This window comes from Nocardia sp. NPDC058497 (assembly GCF_042720195.1).
Classification (GTDB): domain Bacteria; phylum Actinomycetota; class Actinomycetes; order Mycobacteriales; family Mycobacteriaceae; genus Nocardia.
In genome coordinates this window covers 1-20,548 of sequence record NZ_JBHXMY010000041.1, presented here as the reverse complement: position 1 = coordinate 20,548, position 20,548 = coordinate 1, and the positions used below count along the sequence as shown (strand labels likewise).

Sequence of the window (20,548 nt, the reverse complement as noted above, 5' to 3'; positions counted from 1 at the left end):
CCATGGCCAGGCCGAACACCAAGCCGATCAGCATGATCGGCAGGAAGCTGACCAGGGGATGCGGGTCCTGGATCAGGCCGAGCTTGCCCTCCTGGAAGATCAGCACGGTCGCGCCGAAGGTGGCCGCCATCGACAGCAGGAAGCCGAGCGCGGCTGTCAGCGGAACCAGGATCGATCGGAACACCAGGATCAGCAGGATGAACGCCGCACCGGCCACGATCGCCATGTACGGGACGATCTTGCTGAGCAGCACGTGGTCGATGTCGGCGTAGATGGCGGTGGTGCCGGTGATGCCGTACGACATCTTGTACTGATCGTGCAGGGCGGGTTCGGCGTCGCGGGCCGACTGCACCAGGTCCTTGGTCGACTGCGCGTTGGGGCCTGCCTTCGGAATGCCGTTGATCAGCGCGCCCGCCCCGTCCTGGCTGAGCTGTGGTTCGGTGACCAGCTCCATATCGGGGTAGGACTGGAGCTTCTCGCGCAACGCGAGGAGGGCGGCTTGGCGCTGGTCGGCGGGGGTGTCGCTGAGGTCGACGGCGATCTGCAGCACGCCGTTGCTGCCCTCGCCGAAACCCTCGGTGCGCAGGTCGTAGGCCTGACGGACGGTGGTCGACTTGGGCATGCTGTCCTCGCCGGGCAGGCCGAGATTCAGGTTGATCGCGGGCGCGGCCAGCAGACCGAGGGCGACGATCGCCAGCACCATCGTCACCGTGGGCCACTTGGCGATCGCCCTGGCGAACCGGGTGCCGTTGGTGACGATGGTGTCGTCCTCCGGATCGTGCTGGGCGATCACCGGCAGCTTCGGTTTGAACAGGTGCTTGCCGAACGCGCCGAGCAGGGCGGGCATCAGCGTGATCGCGGTGAGCACCGCGAAGGCCGCCGCGACCGCGCCGCCCAGACCCATGAAGGTCAGGAACCGCACGCCGACGATGCTCAGGCCGACCAGCGCGATGATGACGGTCAGACCGGCGAACACGACCGCCGAACCGGCCGTACCCAGCGCGCTACCGGCCGCTTCCTCGGCCGAATCCTGCACCGCCAGTTCGTGTTTGTACCTGGACACGATGAACAGCGCGTAGTCGATCGAGAGCGCGATGCCGATCATCGACGCCAGGAACGTGGTGAAGCTGGGGATCGACACCACCGAGGTGGACAGGAAGATCAGCGAGGTCGCCGCGCCGAGCCCGACGATCGCGGTGATGATCGGCACGAACGCGGCGACGATCGCGCCGAACGCCACGACCATGACCACCAGGGCCACCGCCATACCGATCATTTCCGACTTGCCGCTCGGCATCTCCTGTTCCATCGCGATCGTGCCGCTGATCTCGACCGTCAGCCCGGCGGCGCGGGCGGCGTCACCGACGTTGTAGGCGGCGTCGCGGTCGGCGGCCGTGATGTCGGCGAATTCCTTGATCGTGAACGGGACGCTGATGTAGGCGACGGTGTCGGGGTCGGTCTTGTTCAGCACGTTCAGTGGTGCGCCGCTGCAGGTCGACGGATCGCGCTGCGCGCCGAGGCAGCCCATCTCCTCGGTCATGGTGATCGGATTCGGGATCGGCTTGCTGTGATCGACGATGTCGAGCTGTTCCAGCCTGCCGATCAGCGCGTCCAGCGCCTGCCGGTTGGCCGGATCGGTGAGCTTCTGCCCGGCCGGGGCGCCGATGACATAGGTGCCGGTCACGGCGTCGAAGGCGAAGGCTTCGGACATACCGGGGAAGTGTTTGTCGAGGATCTCGGTGGCCCGCTCCGACGGCAGGTTGGGCATGCTGAAGTCGTCGGTCATCGGTTTCTGCAGCTGGGCGCCGAGGCCGCCGAGCACGAGGAAGAACAGTAACCAGACGGGCAGCACGATCCATTTGCGGCGAAAGGCCAGCTTGCCCCACCGGTACAGGTAGACGGACACGGTTTTCTCCTCGCGGTGATCGGTGCGGAGCGCGGATCGGGAGGTACAGCCGGGTCTAACTAGTCCTGAGTCTGGTGCCAGGCCACCGCGATATCAAGCAACCTGTCAGCCCCGGTGGGGCGAAAAACACGACGACCCCGCAATCCTGGAGTGGATTGCGGGGTCGTGCGACGGGGTCGGGTCAGGCGACCGGAACCGGGTGCTTCACCGTCTCGGCGCCCTGGTTACGCAGCTGCTCGAGCTTGGAACCCTCGACGTCGATATCGGGCAGGACGCGGTCGAGCCACTTCGGGATCCACCACGACCACTTGCCCATGATGACCAGCAGCGCGGGCACGACGACCATGCGGACGATGAAGGCGTCGATCGCCACACCGGCGGCCAGCGCGAAGCCGAAGGACTTCGCGGTGACGTCGGTTTCCAGGATGAACGAGCCGAACACCGAGATCATGATGATCGCCGCCGAGGTCACGACGCGGGCGCCGTGGTGGTAGCCGGAGACCATCGCGTCCTTGGGCGACTTGCCGTGCACGTATTCCTCGCGCATGCGGGTCACCAGGAACACCTGGTAGTCCATGGCCAGGCCGAACACCAAGCCGATCAACATGATCGGCAGGAAGCTGACCAGCGGCTGCGGATCCTCGATGAGGCCGAGCTTGCCCTCCTGGAAGATCAGCACGGTCGCGCCGAAGGTGGCGCCCATGGAGAGCAGGAACCCGAGGGCCGCGGTGAGCGGAACCAGGATCGAGCGGAACACCAGGATCAGCAGGACGAACGCGGCGCCCGCCACGATCGCCAGGTACGGCACGATCTTGCTGAGCAGCACGTGGTCGACATCGGCGTAGATGGCGGTGGTGCCGGTGATGCCGTACTCCATGCCGTACTGGGCCTTCAGCTCGCCTTCGGCGCCGCGCGCCTCGGCGACCAGATCCTTGGTGGCCTGGTTGTTCGGGCCCGACTTCGGCACGCCGTTGAGCATGGCGCCCTGCTTGTTCTCGCTCCACTGCGGCTCGGTGACGTAGTCCATGCCCTCGTAGGACTCGAGCCGGTCGCGCAGCGCGCCGACCGCGGCTTCACGCTGGTCCTCCGGCACCGCGCTCAGGTCGGTGACGACCATCAGCACGCCGTTGCTGCCCTCGCCGAAACCGTCGGTGCGCAGCTCGTAGGCCTTGCGGACGGTGGAGGTCTTCGGCATCGAGTCCTCGCCGGGCAGGCCGAGGTTCAGGCCGGCCGCGGGAGCGGCGAGCGCGCCGAGCACGACCACCGACAGGATCAGCGCGACCCACGGGGCCTTGCCGATCAGGCGGGCGAAACGCTGGCCGTTGGTGACCGAGCTCTCGTCCTCGGGATCGTGCTGGGCGACCAGCGGCAGCTTCGGCTTGAACAGCGACTTGCCGAAGGCGCCCATCAGCGCGGGCATCAGGGTGATCGCGGTGAGCACCGCGAAACCGGCGGCGATGGCGCCACCGAGACCCATGAAGGTCAGGAACTGCACGCCGACGATGCTGAGCGCGCCGAGCGCGATGATGACGGTCAGACCGGCGAACACGACGGCCGATCCGGCGGTGCCGAGCGCGGTACCGGCGGCTTCCTCGGCCGAATCACGCACGGCCAGCTCATGCTTGTAGCGCGAGACGATGAACAGCGCGTAGTCGATCGAGAGCGCGATACCGATCATCGAGGCCAGGAAGGTGGTGAAGCTGGGCACCTCCATCACCGAGGTACCGAGCATGATCAGCGAGGTCGCCGCGCCGAGGCCGACGATGGCGGTCACGATCGGCACGACCGCGGCGACGATGGCGCCGAAGGCGACCACCATCACGATCAGCGCGACACCCATGCCGATCAGCTCGGACTTGCCGCTGGGCTGCTCCTGCTTCATCGCGACGGAACCGCTGAGCTCGACGGTCAGGCCCGCGTCGCGGGCTTCGGCGGCCACCTCGTAGGCGGCGTCGCGCTCGGCGTCGGTCACATCGGTGACGGCCTTGATGGTGAACGGCACGTTGAGCACCGCGACGGTGTTCGGCGCGGTCGAGCTGAGCACGTTGAGCGGTGCGCCCGAGCACTGCGACGGGTCGGGGTTGCTCAGGCAGCCCATCTTGTCGGTGAGCTCGACCGGGCTCATGAGCGGCTTCTCGTGATCGACGATCTGCAGCTCACCGAGCTTGGTGATGAAGGCGTCGATCGCGGCGCGGTTGGCCGGGTCGGTCAGCTGCTGACCCTCCGGCGCGCCGATCACGTAGGTGCCGGAGACGGCGTCGAACTTGAACTGTTCGGACATGCCGGGGAAGTGCTTGTCGAGGATCTCGTTGGCGCGGGCCGACGGGAGCTCGGGCATGCTGAAGTCGTTGGTCATCGGCTTGCTGAGCGTCGCGCCCAGGCCGCCGAGCAGGATGAACAGCAGTAGCCAGACCGGCAACACGATCCATTTACGGCGGAAAGCGAACTTTCCCCATCTGTACAGGTATACGGACACGAGGGTGCTCCTAGCGCGAAGAACTCGGGTGGGATCAGGCTCGTAGACAGCACTCGCGGGTCGTCCCCTGTGACCCGCCTCCACATCGTCGTTTTCTGCCTACCGTGCGGTAGGTAGAATACCGATACGGTAAGTGGAGGGGCAACCTCAATTTTTGGGGGTGCCGCAGAGGTCGCACCGAATCATGGGAGGATTGGCCGATGGCTGCCCGAGAAGTCGCCGATACCGTTACCGCAGGTAGAAGCACCAAAGAGGCGATCCGCGACGCCGCGGTTCAGCTGTTCGCGGCCAAGGGATTCGAGCAGGCGAGCCTGCGCGAGGTTGCCGATATGGTGGGAATCACAAAGGCCTCGCTCTACTACCACTACCCCTCGAAGCTCGATCTGCTGATCGCGATCATCGACCCGATCATCGATCACATGCGCGACATCGTCGAGGACATCGACGCCGTCCCGTACGACGACGAGGGCATCCGCGCGGTCCTGCGCACCTATCTGCGCGGGATGATCCGGCACCGCGCGGCCGGCGCGCTCTGCGTGCGCGACACCGCCGCGATCGTCAACGCGATCGCCGATCGCTACCCCGATCTGATGGAACCGACCAGGGAACTGCGGTTGTGGCTGGCCGGTCCCGACCCGACGCAGGAGTCCCTGCTGCGCGCCGCCGCCGCGATAGAGGTGCTCGGTGTCGCGCTGTTGTCGACCGAACTTGCGCCCGGTGCCAGCGACACCGTGGTGGAGAAGACCCTGCTCGACGCGGCGACCTGCGTACTGACCGGCTGTGTTCATTCGGCCTGAGCGGGCGGCCTGCGTGGTCACGCTTGGCTACCGCCTCCGGCCGCTGACCGCTCAGGCCGGGGGGACCGCGTAAGTTCGAGACGTGCATATCACCGCCAGGGTCGATTACGCGGTGCGAACGTTGCTCGAGCTCGCCGCGGCCGACGGAGTCGTCAAGGCCGAGGCCATCGCCGCCGCAGCGCAGATCCCACCGAAGGTGCTCGAGACCGTCCTGTCCGAGCTGCGCCGCGCCGAGCTCGTGCTGAGCAGGCGCGGACCCGACGGTGGCTATCGCCTCGCCAGGCCAGCGCCGGAGATCTCGGTGGCCGACGTGATCCGGGCCGTGGAATCTCCGCTGGCCTCGGTGCGCGGGCAGCGCCCCGAGGACGTGCGCTACCCCGGCGCCGCCGAACCGCTGCAGCAGGTGTGGATCGCGCTGCGGGTCAATATCAGGGCCGTGCTGGAGAACGTGTCGATCGCCGATATCGCGGCGGATCGGCTGCCCGGTTTCATCGGCGAACTCGTCGCGGATCCGGGCGCGTGGGCGCGTCGCGAGCCGAGGACACCTGCCGCGCCGTGAGTTGTCCACAGGCCGGGAACTTATCCACAGGCATGTGAAAACACCGCGTCACCGATTACCCGCACGCGGTAGCCTGCGATCATCATGTTGATCACCCTGCTGCGGACCTATCTGGCCCCGTACCGCGCCCAGCTGGCGGGGGTTATCGCCCTCCAGCTGATCTCGGTCATCGCGATGCTCTACCTGCCCAGCCTCAATGCCGACCTGATCGACAACGGTGTCACCCAGGGCGATATCGGCTACATCTGGACCACCGGCCTGTGGATGCTCGCGGTCAGCTGTGTGCAGATCGTGGCGTCCTCGGCGTCGGTGTACTTCGGCGCGCAGGCGGCCATGGGCGCGGGCCGGGACATGCGCGGTGGCGTGCTGCACCGGGTCGAGACGTTCTCGGCGAGAGAGGTCGGCATGTTCGGCGCGCCGTCGCTGATCACCCGCTCGACCAACGACATCCAGCAGGTGCAGCTGCTCATCGTCATGTCGGTGACGATTCTGGTGATGGCCCCGATCATGTGTGTCGGCGGCATCGTCATGGCGCTGCGCGAAGACCTCGGGCTGTCCTGGCTGCTGCTCATCGCGGTCCCGGCGCTGGCGCTGGCGATGGGCACGATCGTGGCCCGGATGGTGCCCGGCTTCCGGCAGATGCAGGCGCGGATCGACGACGTGAACCGGGTACTGCGCGAGCAGATCACCGGTATCCGCGTGGTGCGGGCGTTCGTGCGGGAACGGCAGGAGATCTGGCGCTTCGGGATGGCCAACACCGCGCTCACCGACGCCTCGCTGCGCGTCGGCAAGCTGATGGCGCTGATGTTCCCGACGGTCATGCTGATCAGCAACCTGACCGCCGTCGCGGTGATCTGGTTCGGCGGCCACCACGTGGACAACGGCACCATGCAGATCGGCTCGCTCACCGCGCTGCTGTCCTACATCATGCAGATCCTGATGGCCGTCATGATGGCCTCGTTCCTGGCCATGATGGCGCCGCGCGCCGCGGTCTCGGCCGACCGGATCGGCGCGGTGCTAGAGACCGAGTCCTCGGTCCGCCCACCCCGGCTGCCGCAGCCCTTCGCCGGTGACCCGGCCACGGTCGACCTGCAGTTCGCCGAATTCGCCTTCCCCGGCGCGGAGAAGCCGGTGCTGCGCGGCATCCGCTTCCAGGTGGCACCCGGCACCACCACCGCGATCGTCGGTTCCACCGGCTCCGGCAAGACCACCCTGATCAACCTGATCCCGCGACTGATCGATGTCACCGACGGCGCGGTCTACGTCGGCGGCACCGACGTGCGCCACCTGGACCTCGAGAGCCTGCGCGGCGGGATCGGCTTGGTGCCGCAGAAGGCGTACCTGTTCTCCGGCACCATCGCGAGCAACCTGCGCTACGGCAATCCCGACGCCACCGACGAGGAACTGTGGCATGCGCTCGAGGTCGCCCAGGCGGCCGATTTCGTGCGCGAGATGCCGCGCGGGCTCGAGACGCCGGTCGCCCAGGGCGGCACCACGGTCTCCGGCGGTCAGCGGCAGCGCCTGTGCATCGCCCGCGCGCTGGTGCGCAAGCCGCGCGTCTACCTGTTCGACGATTCCTTCTCCGCGCTCGACGTCGCCACCGACGCCAGGCTGCGCGCCGCGCTGAAGCCCGAGACCGCCGACGCGTCGGTGATCATCGTCGCCCAGCGGATCGCGACCATTCGCGACGCCGACCAGATCGTCGTCCTCGAAGACGGCGCGATGGCGGGCATCGGCACCCATGAACATCTGATGCAGCGGTGCCCCGAGTACCGCGAGATCGTCGAGTCCCAGCTGAGTGTGGAGGAGGCTCGATGAGGCCAGGCGGACCCGTACCCGGCGCCCCGGGCACGAAGGCCAAATCGTTCGGACCGTCGCTGAAGCGCCTGCTGCGCAGGCTCGCGCCGGAACGCGTCGCCGTCGGCACGATCATCGGCCTGGTGATCACCTCGGTGGTGCTCAACACGCTGGGCCCCTACCTGCTCGGCAAGGCCACCAACCTGGTCTTCGACGGCTTCGTCGGCAAGCAACTCGATCCGCGGTTCACCAAGGAACAGACCATCGAGATGCTGCGCGACCGGGGCGAGAACACCCGCGCCGACATGCTCTCGGCCATGGACGTCATCCCCGGTACCGGCATCGATTTCGACGCCGTCGCCCGGGTGCTGATGATCGTGCTCGCGCTGTACGTGGCGGCCTCGGTGTTCGGCTGGCTGCAGGGTTACCTGCTCAACATCGTCATCAACCGGACGGTGAAGCGGCTGCGCGACGAGGTGGAGAACAAACTGCACCGCCTGCCGCTGCGCTACTTCGACACCGCGCCGCGCGGTGACGTGCTCAGCCGCGTCACCAACGACGTCGACAATGTCTCGCAGAGCCTGCAGCAGACGATGAGCCAGCTGCTGGTCTCGCTGTTCACCGTGATCGGCATCCTGATCATGATGTTCTGGATCTCGCCGCTGCTGGCGCTGATCGCCCTGCTCACCGTGCCCGCCGCGATCGTGGTCACCGCGCAGATCGCCAAGCGGTCCAAGCCGCACTTCGTCGACCAGTGGAAATACACCGGCGCGGTCAACGCCTCGGTCGAGGAGGCCTACACCGGCCACGAGATCATCACCGCGTTCGGCCGTAGCCGCGAGGTCGGCAAGGAGTTCGACGAGCGCAACCAGAAGCTCTACGACGCCAGCTTCAAGGCGCAGTTCATCTCCGGCCTGATCATGCCCGCCATCATGTTCCTCGGGAACGTGAACTTCGTGTTCATCGCGCTGGTCGGCGGCCTGCGGGTGGCGACGGGCAACCTGTCGCTGGGTGAGGTGCAGGCCTTCATCCAGTACTCGCGCCAGTTCAGCCAGCCGCTCACCCAGATCGGCGCGATGGCCAATCTGCTGCAGTCCGGCGTCGCCTCGGCCGAGCGGATCTTCGAGATCCTCGACGCCGAGGAGCAGCGCCCCGACCCGCTGGTGGAGAACCCGCGCCCGGTCGATCGCGGCCGGGTCGAGTTCGAGGCGGTGTCGTTCGGCTACGAGCCCGAGGTGCCGGTCATCGAGCGGCTGTCGCTGGTCGCCGATCCAGGGCACGTGGTCGCCATCGTCGGCCCGACCGGCGCGGGCAAGACCACCCTGGTCAACCTGCTGATGCGCTTCTACGAACTCGACGCTGGCACCATCGCGATCGACGACGTCGACATCACCACCATCACCCGCGACCACCTCCGGTCCCGGATCGGCATGGTGCTGCAGGACACCTGGCTGTTCAAGGGCACGATCAGGGAGAACATCGCCTACGGCAATCCCGGCGCCTCCGAACACGACATCCTCGCCGCGGCCCGCGCCGCCTACGTCGACCGGTTCGTGCACTCATTGCCGCACGGCTACGACACGGTGATCGACGAGGAGGGCGGCGGTGTCAGCGCGGGGGAGAAGCAGCTGATCACCATCGCCCGCGCGTTCCTGGCCAAACCCTCGATCCTGATCCTGGACGAGGCAACGAGCTCGGTCGACACCCGCACCGAACTGCTGGTCCAGCACGCGACCGCGGCCCTGCGCCGCGACCGCACCAGCTTCGTGATCGCCCATCGCCTCTCCACCATCCGCGACGCCGACCTGATCGTGGTGATGGAGAAGGGCCGCATCGTCGAACACGGGACGCACGAACGGCTGCTCGAGGAACGGGGCGCGTACTACCGCCTCTACAACGCGCAGTTCGCGGCGGCGGAGCTGTAGGAACAGGGTGTCCGGTGCCACGCCGGGCAGCCCTGGCACGATGGGCTGGTGGCCGATCCCAGCGAGTTCTCCTTCACCGTAGGCACCCGTCTCGACGGCGGGCGGCACGGCCGTACCGGCGTCATCGGTACCCCGCACGGCGAGATCGCCACGCCCGCCTTCATCCCGGTCGGCACCAAGGCCTCGGTGAAGGCGGTGCTGCCCGAGACGATGAAGGACTTGGGCGCCCAGGCGCTGCTGGCCAACGCCTACCACCTGTACCTGCAGCCGGGCGCCGACATCGTCGACGACGCCGGTGGCCTGAGCAAGTTCATGAACTGGCCGGGCCCCACCTTCACCGACAGCGGTGGCTTCCAGGTGATGTCGCTGGGCGTCGGGTTCAAGAAGGTCCTGGCCATGGAAGCCGTCGACATCCGCTCCGACGAGGTGATCGCCGAGGGCAAGGAACGCCTGGCCACCGTCGACGACGACGGCGTCACCTTCCGCTCGCACCTGGACGGTTCGAAGCATCGCTTCACCCCCGAGGTGTCGATGGGCATCCAGCATCAGCTCGGCGCCGACATCATGTTCGCCTTCGACGAGCTCACCACGCTGCTGAATACCCGTGGCTACCAGGAGAAATCGCTGCGGCGCACGCACGAATGGGCGCAGCGCTGCATCGATGAACACGAGAAGCTCACCGGCGACCGCGGCCACCGGCCCTACCAGGCGCTGTTCGCGGTGGTCCAGGGCGCGCAGTACGAGGACCTGCGGCGCAAGGCTTGTCGCGAGCTGGAGGAGATCCGCGGTTCCGGCGGAACGGAATTCGACGGTTACGGCATCGGTGGTGCGCTGGAGAAGCACAACCTCGGCGCCATCGTCGGTTGGTGCAGCGACGAACTGCCCGAGCACAAGCCGCGCCACATGCTCGGCATCAGCGAACCCGAGGACATGTTCGTCGCCATCGAGAACGGCGCCGACACCTTCGACTGCGTCAACCCGTCCCGGGTGGCGCGCAATGCGGCGATCTACGTCGACGAGGGCCGGTTCAACATCAACACCAGCCGCTTCCGCCGCGATTTCACCCCCATCGACGAGAACTGCGACTGCTACACCTGCGCGCACTACACCCGCGCGTACCTGCACCACCTGTTCAAGGCCAAGGAGATGCTCTCGGCCACCCTCTGCACGATCCACAACGAGCGGTTCACCGTGCGGCTGGTCGACCGGATCCGCGCGAGCATCGAGGGCGGCTACTTCGACGAGTTCAAGGCCGAGTTCCTCGGGCAATGGAAGGGCCGGGTCAAGGCCCCTGGCGCCTAGATATGCGAAGCGGCGGACCGGAATCCGGCCCGCCGCCCACTGCGAAACTCAATCGTGCAGTACGTCTACCTTCGCCGGGGCGTAGCTCGGTTCGGTCTTCTTGAGGAACGCGATCACGCGGTAGGTGATCGGCATGACGATGATCTCGACCAGCGTCTTCCACAGGAAGCCGACGATCACGTAGTTGACGAACGACTGCCAGCTGTCGATACCGATGGCGGTGGCGGCGATCGAGCAGAAGATCAGCGTGTCGGCGAACTCGCCGACCACTGTCGAGCCGAGCAACCGGGCCCACAGGTGCTTCTCCTTGGTGCGTTCCTTGATCAGCACCAGGGTGGCCGAGTTCAGCAGCTGCCCGACGAAGTAGCCGGCCAGGCCCGCGAGCACCAGCTGCGGCGTGGTGCCGATGACCGTGCGGAACGCCTCCTGGTTCTCGTAGAAGCCCGCGGCGGGCAGCCGGATCGCGATCGCGAAGGCGCCGACGGTCAGCAGCAGGGCGGCGAAACCGGTGTAGATGGCGTGGCGGGTGGCACGGAAGCCGTACACCTCGCTGAGCACGTCACCGAGGATGTAGGCGAGCGGGAAGAGGAAGAAGGCGCCGTCGGTCGCGATCGGCAGGATCTGTAGCGGGCCAAGCATCACCGATTTGTCGGCGAAGAATTCGACGCCCTTGGTCGCGCAGATGTTGGAGATGATCAGCGTCGCCGTGAACAGGGCGACAATTACCGGGTAGAACCCCCGCGCAACCTGGGCGAACGCCGCGTGGTCCGGCGCGGGGCGCCCAGATTCGGCAGGTTGGTCGAGCGTGTTTGCATCAGTCACGGCTTCTATCCAACCAAGGTCGGGGTGCCTCACGGGCGCGGCTTGTGGAATAGGCTGTACCAATGACGAATCCCGGCGATTCCGACGAATGGTGGAAGCAGTACGGCGGCTCCGGCGTGTCGCCGGAGTCCGGCGCGCCGGGTTCGGTGCCGCAGTACCCGCAGCAGCCGCCGTCGCAGCCTTCGACGCCGCAGTATCCGCAGCAGCCCGCCCCGCCGCCGTCGCAGCCGCAGTACCCCAACTACCAGCAGCCGTCCGCGCCGCAGTACCCGCAGCCGCAGCAGCCGCCGGCCTACGGCGCCTACCCGGCCGGGGGCGGATACCAACCGTACGGCGGATTCCCGCCGCCGCAGGGCACCAACGGCCTGGCGATCGGCGCGCTGGTCTCCTCGCTGGTCGGGTTGTGCACCTGCATCGGTTCGATCGTCGGCATCGTGCTCGGCGTGATGGCGCTGAACCAGATCAAGGAGCGCGGCGGTGAAGGCCGCGGCATGGCGCTGGCCGGCATCTGGATCGGTGCGATCACCCTCGTGCTCGGCCTGCTCTACGTGGTGTTCGTCATCGTGCTCGGTGTAGCAGGCGGATTGGATTCGTCCACGTCGTCGTATTGACCAGGAAAACGAACAGGGGCGCTTCCGTACTCGGAAGCGCCCCTGACGTTTTCGTCAGCTGAAGATCAGCCCTTGACGACCTGCGTGCCGCCGGCGAACTTGTCGTGCCAGCCCTGCTTGTTCGGGTCGTTGTTGATCGTGACCGCGATGTAGATCGACAGCGCGGTGGTGACCAGGCCGCCGAGGCAGTAGACGACCATCGGAGCCAGGAAGATATTGCGCTTGAGCGAGGCTTCGGGGGTGAGCTTCGGTGCGCCACCGGGGGCGATGACCCGCAGTCCGAGCAGCTTCTTACCGAGGGTGGTGCCCTGCGTCACCTCGAAGCCGACGTTGTATCCGACGTAAGCGAGACCCATGATCAGCCAGAGAACGATGCCTGCGACGAACGGGCTGTCCATCATCGCGACGCTGATGCCGAGGTTCACGAAGAACAGCGGGATACCGATGATCAGGCTGTCGATCACGCGTGCGCCGAGTCGAACTCCGAGATCCGCGGGCAGAACGCCACCGAATCCCTGCTGGCCGTAAGGATCCTGCCCGTAGGAAGGCTGCTGGCCGTAGGCATCCTGGCCGTAGGCCGGCTGCTGCTGGCCGTACGGGTCGGCCGCGCCGTAGGCGGGCTGCTGGCCATACGCGGGGGGCTGCTGCCCGTATCCCGGCTGCTGCCCATATCCCGGCTGCTGGCCGTATCCCGGCTGCTGCTGCCCGTATCCCGGCTGCTGCTGGCCGTAAGGGTCCTGGCCGTAGCCGCCGGGCTGACCGCCCTGCGGGTACTGGTTGGGGTCGTAACCACCGCTGGTCATAATTCGTCCTCGTCGTGATCAGTAGATCGGTCGTTGCGTACGTTACGGACATCCCTCTGGTCGGAACAACCCGATGGACTCGAGTATCCATGGTTTTTTCGGTACGCGCGTTGCGTCGAAAACTTCGCGGAGCTCGGCTGTTGTCCGCGCGGTGTAGCCGAGTGAATCCGCGATCGCCGCCACCACATCCTCGGGCGTGTTGCCCTGCGCGCGTTGATCCGAAAGGCTCACGGCGCCGTCGCGTTTGGCCAGCCGCTTGCCCTCCTGATTGAGCACCAGCGGCACGTGCGCGTAGGTGGGCGCGGCCAGACCGAGCAGCTCGGCGAGATAGGCCTGGCGCGGTGTCGACGGCAGCAGGTCGTCGCCGCGGACCACCTGGTCGACGCCCTGGGCCGCATCGTCGAAGACAACGGCCAGGTTGTAGGCGGGGATACCGTCGCCGCGGCGCAGCACCACATCGTCGACGGCGCCGTGATATCGGCCGTGCAGCAGATCGGTGATCTCGAAGTCGTCGACGTCGGCGCGCAATCGCAGTGCGGCGGGCCGTCCTTCGGCGCGCCGGGCCGCGCGTTGCGCGTCGCTGAGGTGACGGCAGGTGCCGGGGTAGGCGCCCATCGGCCCGTGCGGCGCCGAGGCGGCCTTCTGGATTTCGCGTCTGGTGCAGAAACATTCATAGGTGCGTCCCGCCGCGGTGAGTTCGGCGATCGCCGCGTCGTAGATCGGCAGGCGCTCGGACTGGCGCACCACGGGGCCGTCCCAGTCGATGCCGATGGCGGCGAGATCGTCGAGCTGGCGTTCGGCGGCGCCGGGGCGGACCCGGTCGAGGTCGTCGATGCGGAGCAGGAACGCGCGTTCGGTGGTGCGGGCGAACAGCCAGGCCAGGATCGCGGTGCGCAGATTGCCCAGGTGCAGTTCACCCGACGGACTCGGGGCGTACCGGCCTGCGCCGGTGGAAGGGCTGGTTGGCACTGCGCAATTCTATGTGGGCTCGTGGCACAGCCGCGGTCGCAGCTGGTCCTCGGGGATGGTGGTGCCCGCGTCCAGCGCGGCGAGCAGCCCGGCCGCGTGGGCGATGAGCCCGGCGCGGTCCACCTCGTGCTGCTGGGCATTCGCCGGGTAGGAGCCGAGCCGCTCGCTCGCGCGGCGCAGCAGAGTACCCGCCCCCTTGGCGTTTCCACGCTGGATGTGGGTGATGCCGACGGCGTACTGCGCGAGGCCTTGCCAGAGCATCCGCTCGGCTACCGGCCCGTTCTTCCACGCCGCCTCCAATACCTCATGGGCATTGAATGCCAAACCGTCGTCCAGCAGTTGCTGAGCGAAGGCGAGAGTTTGCTGGGGCGCGAGCTCGAGGTCGTCCGGAATTCGGGCGACTCCGGCACTGCCGGGCGGCAGCGGCCTGCCGAGTCGGTCTCTGGGGCGGTCGTTACGGGCACGACCTGCGGCGTCGCGGTCACGGGAGATCATTCCCCCATGATCCACGCCTGCCGTGGATGGTGCGCACGGGACGGTTGGGGCGGTGGAGAAATTGACGTATCACGGACTAATCACATGGAAGTAATAGTTGATGTGTCAGCCGGATACGGAATGGGTATAGGGGTCTGGCAATGCTCCCGCAAACGTGAAGCTTCGCAAGCTTGGCAAACCCATATGAGAAAGCAAATTCTCATCCGCAAACTTGCGGAAGACCTGCTAGTGTTTCTTCCGCGGGGGCAGCCCCCGGAGGCGGAAACGCTTCGATGCGCTGGTTTGTGCCGGTCGGTTGCGCGCGCCGTGTGGCAGTGCTGTGTGTGCCACGAAGTAACTCGTCGATCGCGTCCGATTCAGAATGTTGCAACGATTCCTGGAGTAATCCCGTTCTCGATCATGCAAAGGAGTAAGTGCCGTGGAGGTTGATGTGACGGACGCTGTGTGGCGGAAGAGCACCTACAGCGGACCCGATGGGAACTGCGTGGAAGTGGCCTTTCTCGCCGGCGGCGATGTCGCGGTCCGCGACACCAAGGATCGCGGTCGCGGTCCCGTGCTGGCCTTCGGACCGGGAGAGTGGCGCGCGTTTCTAGCCGACGTCACCGCGGGAGAGTTCGCGCGCGGCTGATCCGCGCCATGCGCCTCGAGAAGGCAGCACGGGCCCCGGGTCGGTAGGACTCGGGGCCTTCTCTGTGGTGGCCTATCGTGGCCGGATGACCACGATGGCGCCACGTGACGCGACGATGTTCTGGCTGTCGCGGCGGACCGCCAATGATGTGTTTCTGCTCTACTGCTTCGCCGAAACCGACGCCACCACAGCCGAACTCGGCGCTTTCGTCGCCACGCGCGTCGCGTCCATTCCGGATCTGCGGATCCGGCTGCGGGAGATGCCGGGCAATCTCGACTATCCCCGGTGGGAGCCTGCCGAATTCACGTCCCAGCAATTCGTGACCCATCGGCCGGACGGTCTGCGCTGGCCTTTCCTGCTCGACCGCCTCGGCGAACTTCTGGGCACCGGCGTCGACGCGACCGAATTCCCTTGGCGCATCCATGTTTTCCGTGCCGTGCGCGATGCGCCGGTGGCGGCCGGGCCCGCGCTCGTCGGGGTGCTGCAGCTGTCACACGCCCTGGCCGACGGCACCCGCGCCGCCGCCGTCGCGCGATCACTCTTCGCGTCGGCGGCGGCCGGTGAAGTTGTCCCCAGCTCGCCCGGTGCACCTGTGGATAACTCGGCAAATCGCCCGGTCGGACCTGTGAAAACTCCTGCACAGCCTGTGGATTCCTGTGGACAGATCTGTGCATGGACTGCCGGTTCGAGAGTGTCTGGCGTGCTGCGCTTTCCCCGGCAACTGTTCACCACGGCCCGGCGCGGCTACGCCGCCTTCCAGGCGCAGCGGGAATTGGCGGAGCGCACGGCGGCAGGTGAGGTGCCCGCGGCCACAACCGGGTTCACGCCGTGCCGGGTCAACCCGGCGACGCCGGTAGCCGCGCTCGATCATCGGGTGCGGCTACTGGTCGTCGACGCCGCGGATGTCCGGATACCCGGCCGAACCGTCACCGTTGTTGCCCTGACAGCCATATCGCGAGCGCTGTCGGTGTACCTCGCCGAGCACGGTGACCGGCCCGAACGTCTCGGAACCGCCCTGCCGATGGCGGTGCCCGCCTCGGGCGCGGCGCGCAACAACTACCGTGGCCTGTCCATCGACCTGCACATCGACGAACCCGACCTCGCCGTCCGCGCGGACCTGATCGCCGCCGACCTCGCCAGCCGCCGCGAGCGCACACTGAATCCATTACTCGCCGTACAGGACCGGGTCGGCGAGACGGTACCGGCGATGCTGGCCGCACGTGACGTAGAGCGCGCCGACCTGAACAGCGTCCCGGACGCCCTCGACGGCAACACCGTCGTCTCCAGCGTCTATCGCGGTGCCGCCGATCTCGCCTTCGCGGGCGCCCCCGTCCTGTTCACCGGTGGTTTCCCGGCACTGGGCACCGTCATGCACCTCACCCACGGCGTCCACGGCATCGGCGAAACCATCACGCTGTCAGTACATTTCGATGCCGAGGTGCTGGCCGATCCGGACCGCTATCTGGCCCTGCTCGGCGAGTCGCTGGCGGTGGTCGTCGCGGCGCACTAGTCGCGTTCGCGGCGCAATTCGATGCCGATGGTGCGCAAGGCCGAATGCAGTGCGGTCGCGGGATCGGTGCCCGCTGCCTCGCCTTCGATCAGGCCGTCGATGCGGAACGGGCAGAAGTAGCCGGCGCCGGTCTGGTGTGGCCTGCCGATCTCGATGAGCGGGCGGGTGCCGCCGAGCTCGGCGGCGATCGCGTCGGCGAGGGCGGTGTCGGCGGCGCGTGGGTCGCGTCGACGGGTCGCGGGGAGGGCGGGCGCCGATTGCGCGTGCACCCGCTCGTACCAGTCGATCACCTCGGACGGCACTGCGCGCGTTCCGGTTTCGTAGTGACCGAGCGCAGCCCGGGAGTAGGGGACTCGGGTCGCCAGTGCGGCCAGGGATAGCCCGGCCTCTTCGCGGAGTTGTCGCAACCGTGCCCCGACGACGGTGGTCTCGCCGTTCCCCTGCTCGCCCCGACTGGACATGGACCCATCGTAGAGAACTGTAGACGTTTGTAGACGCTTTTTGCTGTCCAAAAGGTCTTGACGATGACCATACTTTGCTGCGGTGGCTTCGACACCACCATACCGCGTCACCCGTGCAGCACCGACTGGTTCGGAGGGGACAGATGGACATCTACCTGTGGATTGCTGTGGGACTGTTCGTATTCGGAGCACTGACCCGCTACCTGCTGCTCCTGCCCCCCTCGGACAGCGGACGGCCGAGCGTGCACGACATCCGGCGGCGGCTTCAGTCCGAGCGCGAACTCCCCGGCCACGACTCCACCGTGCCGTCGGTGCGGACCAGTTCCGACAGGAGCTTCTCGGCGTCGGACTTCTCCCTGGCCAGGGCGCTCCAGCCGCGGACGACGCCGTCCGCGCCGGACTTCGTCGTCCACGAGCCGACGGCATGAGCGCCCTGGGGATGCAGCGAGTAGTAGATGGTGCCGATCGGCCAGCCGACGTCCATGCCGCGAACCCAGCCGGTGAGCGCGTCACCGTCCCACACCCGCATCTCGCCCCGCATCTGCGTGGCCGGATCGTCCTGCGCGGCAGGGGTTTCGGCGGCCGAGTCGATCAGCAGGTGGTCGCCTTCGTGCCGGATGGTCACCGGCGTTACCTCGACCTCGTCGCCGTGGTTCGCCGCTTTCTGCCAGGCTGCCCACCACCGGCCCGCCAGATCGATCCGGTTGTCGACGATGCCGGCCAATTCGGCGAGCGAGATCTGCAGCGCGTCGGCCAGCCGGATCGCGACGGGCAGCGTCGGCGACTGTTCCTCGGATTCGTACCGGGTGATCTGCCGCGAGCTCACCCCGATCGCGGTGGCGAGCGCGGGCTGCGACAGCCCGAGCAACCGCCGCCGCTCCTGGATCACCTTCCCCGTCCCGGTGTTCATACAGTCATCGCCTCCATCGCCGGCCCCTACCGTCACACCCCGCTGGACACATCCGCACCAGACCCGCCGTCATCGCGCGCCGCCGCCAGGGGCCGCGAAGACCACTGGCGCAGCGCGCATGCCGACTGCGTGGCCGATTCTCCCATCTCTTCGCTCCAGCAGGCCCGTTTCGTGCTGACTCAGCACGACGGGTGTGGTCCGCGCTGCCTGCAGCACCTGGCGGCAACCGCCTACAGCACCGGCCTGATCGAGGACATCTGAGCCGACAACGCGACACGTTGACGAACTCGTTGCGAGATGACGAACGTGCCACGAACGCCGTTACCGTCGATGGTATGAGTGCGGACCCAGCGATGGAAGGCGACGGCGGCACGATCACCGAACGCCCAGGTCTGCGCCAGCGATGGCGGTTACGCAGGCCGTTCGTCCTGCCCTCACAGCGCGCCACCGCCGACAACATCACCGCGGCGCCGACCCCGCTGCAGCCGATCGATCTCACCGACGACGCCGAGGTGTCGCAGGTGCTCGACCTGGCGGTGCGGGTGGGTGAGGTGGTGCTGTCGGCGGGCACCGGTGTCGTGGACACCTCGGCGCAGGTTCGTTTCATCGCCTCCACCTACGGCTTGGACAAATGCGATATCGACGTCACCTTCGACGCGATCCGCATCTGGGCCGACCGCGGTCCCCGGCTGCCACCCGCCAGCGATATGCGGATCGTGAAGTACCGCTCGCTCGACTTCACCCGGCTGGCCGCGGTCGACCGCCTGACTCGCCGGATCCGCACCCAGGTCGTCCCCGTCGACCAGGCGCACGCCGCGCTCGACGAGATCGTCTCGTCGCGGCATCCGTATCCACGATGGGTGTCCACGGCGGGCTGGTCGCTGCTGGCCGCCGCGATCGCGGTGCTGCTCGGCGGTGGCGTCCTGCTCGCCGCCATCAGCTTCGCGACGACCGCGCTGATCGACGTGGTCAACCGGGCGCTGCACCAGCTCGGCCTGCCGATCTTCTTCCAGCACATGATCGGTGGTGTCATCGCCGCCGCGCCCGCCATCGCGCTGGCGGCGTTCAGTGATCAGTGGCGAGCCGACGCCGCGCTGATCGTCGCCGCCGGCATCACCGTGCTGCTCAGTGGGCAGCAGCTGGTCGGTTCGGTGCAGGACGCCATCACCGGCGCGCCGATCACCGCGGCGGCCCGCATGCTCGAGGTGGTGATGATGACCGGCGGCATCGTCGCCGGTATCGGTCTGGCGCTGCGGATTTCGACGATGCTCGGGATCGCGGTGCCGGAGATCGCGGCGAGCGCGGGCCGCGACACCGAGTATCTGGCGATCAAGTTGAGTGCCGGTGCGGTGGCGGCGATCGCGTTCGCGCTGGCCTGTTACGCCGAGCGCCGTGCCCTGTTCGCGGCCGGGCTCAGCGGTGCGGCGGGCACCATGGCCTTCCTCGGCGCGCAGGACATCGGGTTCGGTCCGGTCGTCGCTTCCGGGATGGCGGCCACGCTGGTCGGTCTTGCCGGTGGTCTGATGGCGCGCCGGGCGCTGACGCCGCCGCTGGTCGTCGCGGTCGCGGGCATCACGCCGCTGCTGCCGGGTCTGAAGGTGTATCGCGGGCTGTATGCCCTGCTGGAGGACGAGACGCTGCTCGGTTTCGGGCAGATTCTCGGCGCGTTCGGTGTCGGGTGCGCGCTGGCGGCGGGCGTCGTCCTCGGTGAGTGGTTCGACCGGTTGCTGAGCCGCCGCGGCGCGCCGCGCGACTTCGATCCGACCTACACCAGCGATCGATGAACTAAGTCTGGACGAGGGTGCGCGGCCCGTCGGCCGCGGATTCGGCGGGCGCGGGATCCTGGATGCGCGGTTTGCCTGCCGCCCAGCGCATCTGGCTGCGGGCGGCCGGCGCCTCGGTCGCCGCCGGGATGACGAGCAGCGCCAGCGCGGCGCCGTTGCTGCCGACCACGTGCATGATGCGCGAGGCCTGCTCGCCCTTGGCGTCGTCAGCGGAATCGACGGCGTTCCAGTCGAATCCGAGCCGGGCCAGCTTGCCGATGCGCGGCGATACCGCGTGCACCAGCTGGTGCAGCTCGGTCATCGGCTGATCGGTGCGCGGCCACCAGGCGCCGTCGATCGGGCCGGTGACGGCATGGCGGTCACGCAGCATCAGCCGGATCGGCCCGGTCGCGTCGCGACCGGTGCTCGTTTCAGGTGCTGTATTCACTACGAATGGTGTCTTTCTGAAGTCTTGGGGGCGCGGTCGAATAGATATCGACCGGCGCACGCCGTCCGTTTACGGACGGGCACTGGGGATGGGTACCCACTCCACTGTGTCGGCACGCACACATCTTGTGACGTGGCGGCGACACCGGCGGTGGGTGTGGTGGGGGTCTCCCGCACTGTCGGGGCTCACTCTACGGAAGCCCACCGACAGATCCACCGATTAAACGAACAGGGCCCCGACCGGCGAACCGATCAGGGCCCTGCTGTGGCGGAGGATAGGGGATTTGAACCCCTGAGGGCGTTAACCCAACCCGCGTTCCAGGCGAGCGCCATAGGCCACACGGCGAATCCGCCGTGGAGCCCCCTA

At 67.4% G+C, this 20,548-nt stretch carries 19 protein-coding genes and 1 tRNA gene; 10 read left to right on the top strand and 10 right to left on the bottom strand.

Annotation, left to right across the window (positions count from 1 at the left end):
• Together ACFWPJ_RS05270 and ACFWPJ_RS05265 are read right to left on the bottom strand one after the other, a co-directional pair.
• Window positions 1-1,906: MMPL family transporter (locus tag ACFWPJ_RS05270; RefSeq protein WP_378847416.1), on the bottom strand; the 1,906-nt coding region annotated here is incomplete at its 3' end.
• Window positions 1,907-2,087: 181 nt separating this feature from the next.
• Window positions 2,088-4,382, bottom strand: a complete 2,295-nt coding sequence (locus tag ACFWPJ_RS05265; protein ID WP_378847413.1) for an MMPL family transporter — start codon at window positions 4,380-4,382, stop codon at window positions 2,088-2,090.
• A gap of 200 nt (window positions 4,383-4,582) precedes the next feature.
• Between ACFWPJ_RS05265 and ACFWPJ_RS05260 the strand changes: the two genes are divergently transcribed.
• The 5 genes from ACFWPJ_RS05260 (at window position 4,583) to tgt (ending at window position 10,762) form a co-directional block, all read left to right on the top strand.
• Window positions 4,583-5,179, top strand: a complete 597-nt coding sequence (locus tag ACFWPJ_RS05260) for a TetR/AcrR family transcriptional regulator (protein WP_378847410.1) — start codon at window positions 4,583-4,585, stop codon at window positions 5,177-5,179.
• A gap of 82 nt (window positions 5,180-5,261) precedes the next feature.
• Entirely contained in the window at window positions 5,262-5,738 is a 477-nt protein-coding gene (locus tag ACFWPJ_RS05255; RefSeq protein WP_189032238.1) for an Rrf2 family transcriptional regulator, read from the top strand.
• Between the two features lie 84 nt (window positions 5,739-5,822).
• Window positions 5,823-7,556: an ABC transporter ATP-binding protein gene (locus ACFWPJ_RS05250; RefSeq protein ID WP_378847407.1), complete on the top strand. Its 1,734-nt coding sequence runs from the start codon at window positions 5,823-5,825 to the stop codon at window positions 7,554-7,556.
• Window positions 7,553-9,460, top strand: a complete 1,908-nt coding sequence (locus ACFWPJ_RS05245; protein ID WP_378847406.1) for an ABC transporter ATP-binding protein — start codon at window positions 7,553-7,555, stop codon at window positions 9,458-9,460. Before ACFWPJ_RS05250 ends, ACFWPJ_RS05245 begins: the two co-directional genes overlap by 4 nt.
• A gap of 48 nt (window positions 9,461-9,508) precedes the next feature.
• The gene (gene tgt, locus ACFWPJ_RS05240; protein WP_378847403.1) at window positions 9,509-10,762 is read left to right on the top strand and encodes a tRNA guanosine(34) transglycosylase Tgt; all 1,254 of its coding nucleotides are present in this window, start codon (window positions 9,509-9,511) and stop codon (window positions 10,760-10,762) included.
• A gap of 48 nt (window positions 10,763-10,810) precedes the next feature.
• Here the strand turns inward: tgt and ACFWPJ_RS05235 are convergent, their stop codons facing one another.
• Window positions 10,811-11,584, bottom strand: coding sequence for a queuosine precursor transporter (locus ACFWPJ_RS05235; protein WP_378847400.1), 774 nt, complete (start codon window positions 11,582-11,584; stop codon window positions 10,811-10,813).
• Between the two features lie 62 nt (window positions 11,585-11,646).
• Between ACFWPJ_RS05235 and ACFWPJ_RS05230 the strand changes: the two genes are divergently transcribed.
• Entirely contained in the window at window positions 11,647-12,195 is a 549-nt protein-coding gene (locus ACFWPJ_RS05230) for a DUF4190 domain-containing protein (protein WP_378847398.1), read from the top strand.
• A 65-nt stretch (window positions 12,196-12,260) separates the two neighbouring features.
• On the opposite strand, the gene ACFWPJ_RS05225 is transcribed toward ACFWPJ_RS05230, so the two are convergent.
• The 3 genes from ACFWPJ_RS05225 to ACFWPJ_RS05215 are packed head-to-tail and all read right to left on the bottom strand — an operon-like array spanning window position 12,261 to window position 14,462.
• Window positions 12,261-12,998, bottom strand: coding sequence for an RDD family protein (locus ACFWPJ_RS05225; protein WP_378847397.1), 738 nt, complete (start codon window positions 12,996-12,998; stop codon window positions 12,261-12,263).
• Window positions 12,999-13,040: 42 nt separating this feature from the next.
• Window positions 13,041-13,967, bottom strand: coding sequence for a tRNA glutamyl-Q(34) synthetase GluQRS (gluQRS, locus tag ACFWPJ_RS05220; protein WP_378847394.1), 927 nt, complete (start codon window positions 13,965-13,967; stop codon window positions 13,041-13,043).
• 9 nt (window positions 13,968-13,976) lie between these two features.
• Window positions 13,977-14,462: a DUF309 domain-containing protein gene (locus ACFWPJ_RS05215; RefSeq protein ID WP_378847393.1), complete on the bottom strand. Its 486-nt coding sequence runs from the start codon at window positions 14,460-14,462 to the stop codon at window positions 13,977-13,979.
• 430 nt (window positions 14,463-14,892) lie between these two features.
• On the opposite strand from ACFWPJ_RS05215, the gene ACFWPJ_RS05210 reads away from it, so the two are divergent.
• Both ACFWPJ_RS05210 and ACFWPJ_RS05205 read left to right on the top strand, forming a co-directional pair.
• Window positions 14,893-15,090: a DUF397 domain-containing protein gene (locus ACFWPJ_RS05210; RefSeq protein WP_308248653.1), complete on the top strand. Its 198-nt coding sequence runs from the start codon at window positions 14,893-14,895 to the stop codon at window positions 15,088-15,090.
• Between the two features lie 85 nt (window positions 15,091-15,175).
• Window positions 15,176-16,600, top strand: a complete 1,425-nt coding sequence (locus ACFWPJ_RS05205) for a hypothetical protein (protein ID WP_378847391.1) — start codon at window positions 15,176-15,178, stop codon at window positions 16,598-16,600.
• Here ACFWPJ_RS05205 and ACFWPJ_RS05200 read toward each other — a convergent pair.
• Together ACFWPJ_RS05200 and ACFWPJ_RS05195 are read right to left on the bottom strand one after the other, a co-directional pair.
• Window positions 16,597-17,061: a helix-turn-helix domain-containing protein gene (locus ACFWPJ_RS05200; RefSeq protein ID WP_378847389.1), complete on the bottom strand. Its 465-nt coding sequence runs from the start codon at window positions 17,059-17,061 to the stop codon at window positions 16,597-16,599. The genes ACFWPJ_RS05205 and ACFWPJ_RS05200 overlap by 4 nt on opposite strands.
• Before the next feature lie 265 nt (window positions 17,062-17,326).
• Complete coding sequence (locus ACFWPJ_RS05195; RefSeq protein ID WP_378847386.1) at window positions 17,327-17,971, bottom strand: helix-turn-helix domain-containing protein; 645 nt, start codon at window positions 17,969-17,971, stop codon at window positions 17,327-17,329.
• 129 nt (window positions 17,972-18,100) lie between these two features.
• On the opposite strand from ACFWPJ_RS05195, the gene ACFWPJ_RS05190 reads away from it, so the two are divergent.
• Window positions 18,101-18,232 (top strand): hypothetical protein, encoded by a 132-nt coding sequence (locus tag ACFWPJ_RS05190; RefSeq protein ID WP_268241490.1) that lies wholly within the window; start codon window positions 18,101-18,103, stop codon window positions 18,230-18,232.
• 74 nt (window positions 18,233-18,306) lie between these two features.
• Window positions 18,307-19,755 carry a threonine/serine exporter ThrE family protein gene (locus ACFWPJ_RS05185; RefSeq protein WP_378847382.1) on the top strand — a complete coding sequence of 483 codons (1,449 nt, stop codon included), beginning with the start codon at window positions 18,307-18,309 and terminating at the stop codon, window positions 19,753-19,755.
• A 1-nt stretch (window position 19,756) separates the two neighbouring features.
• Here the strand turns inward: ACFWPJ_RS05185 and ACFWPJ_RS05180 are convergent, their stop codons facing one another.
• Complete coding sequence (locus ACFWPJ_RS05180) at window positions 19,757-20,182, bottom strand: DUF5994 family protein (protein WP_378847380.1); 426 nt, start codon at window positions 20,180-20,182, stop codon at window positions 19,757-19,759.
• Between the two features lie 265 nt (window positions 20,183-20,447).
• Window positions 20,448-20,535, bottom strand: a tRNA-Ser gene (locus ACFWPJ_RS05175).
• Between the last annotated feature and the right edge of the window lie 13 nt (window positions 20,536-20,548).

What these genes read in the sequence shown, in the direction of transcription:
- ACFWPJ_RS05260 (WP_378847410.1), top strand. Translation starts at nt 4,583, where the DNA reads ATGGCTGCCCGAGAAGTCGCCGATACCGTTACCGCAGGTAGAAGCACC.
- ACFWPJ_RS05250 (WP_378847407.1), top strand. Translation starts at nt 5,823, where the DNA reads ATGTTGATCACCCTGCTGCGGACCTATCTGGCCCCGTACCGCGCCCAG.
- ACFWPJ_RS05245 (WP_378847406.1), top strand. Translation starts at nt 7,553, where the DNA reads ATGAGGCCAGGCGGACCCGTACCCGGCGCCCCGGGCACGAAGGCCAAA.
- ACFWPJ_RS05230 (WP_378847398.1), top strand. Translation starts at nt 11,647, where the DNA reads ATGACGAATCCCGGCGATTCCGACGAATGGTGGAAGCAGTACGGCGGC.
- ACFWPJ_RS05225 (WP_378847397.1), bottom strand. Translation starts at nt 12,998, where the DNA reads ATGACCAGCGGTGGTTACGACCCCAACCAGTACCCGCAGGGCGGTCAG.
- ACFWPJ_RS05215 (WP_378847393.1), bottom strand. Translation starts at nt 14,462, where the DNA reads ATGATCTCCCGTGACCGCGACGCCGCAGGTCGTGCCCGTAACGACCGC.
- ACFWPJ_RS05205 (WP_378847391.1), top strand. Translation starts at nt 15,176, where the DNA reads ATGACCACGATGGCGCCACGTGACGCGACGATGTTCTGGCTGTCGCGG.
- ACFWPJ_RS05200 (WP_378847389.1), bottom strand. Translation starts at nt 17,061, where the DNA reads ATGTCCAGTCGGGGCGAGCAGGGGAACGGCGAGACCACCGTCGTCGGG.
- ACFWPJ_RS05195 (WP_378847386.1), bottom strand. Translation starts at nt 17,971, where the DNA reads ATGAACACCGGGACGGGGAAGGTGATCCAGGAGCGGCGGCGGTTGCTC.
- ACFWPJ_RS05185 (WP_378847382.1), top strand. Translation starts at nt 18,307, where the DNA reads ATGAGTGCGGACCCAGCGATGGAAGGCGACGGCGGCACGATCACCGAA.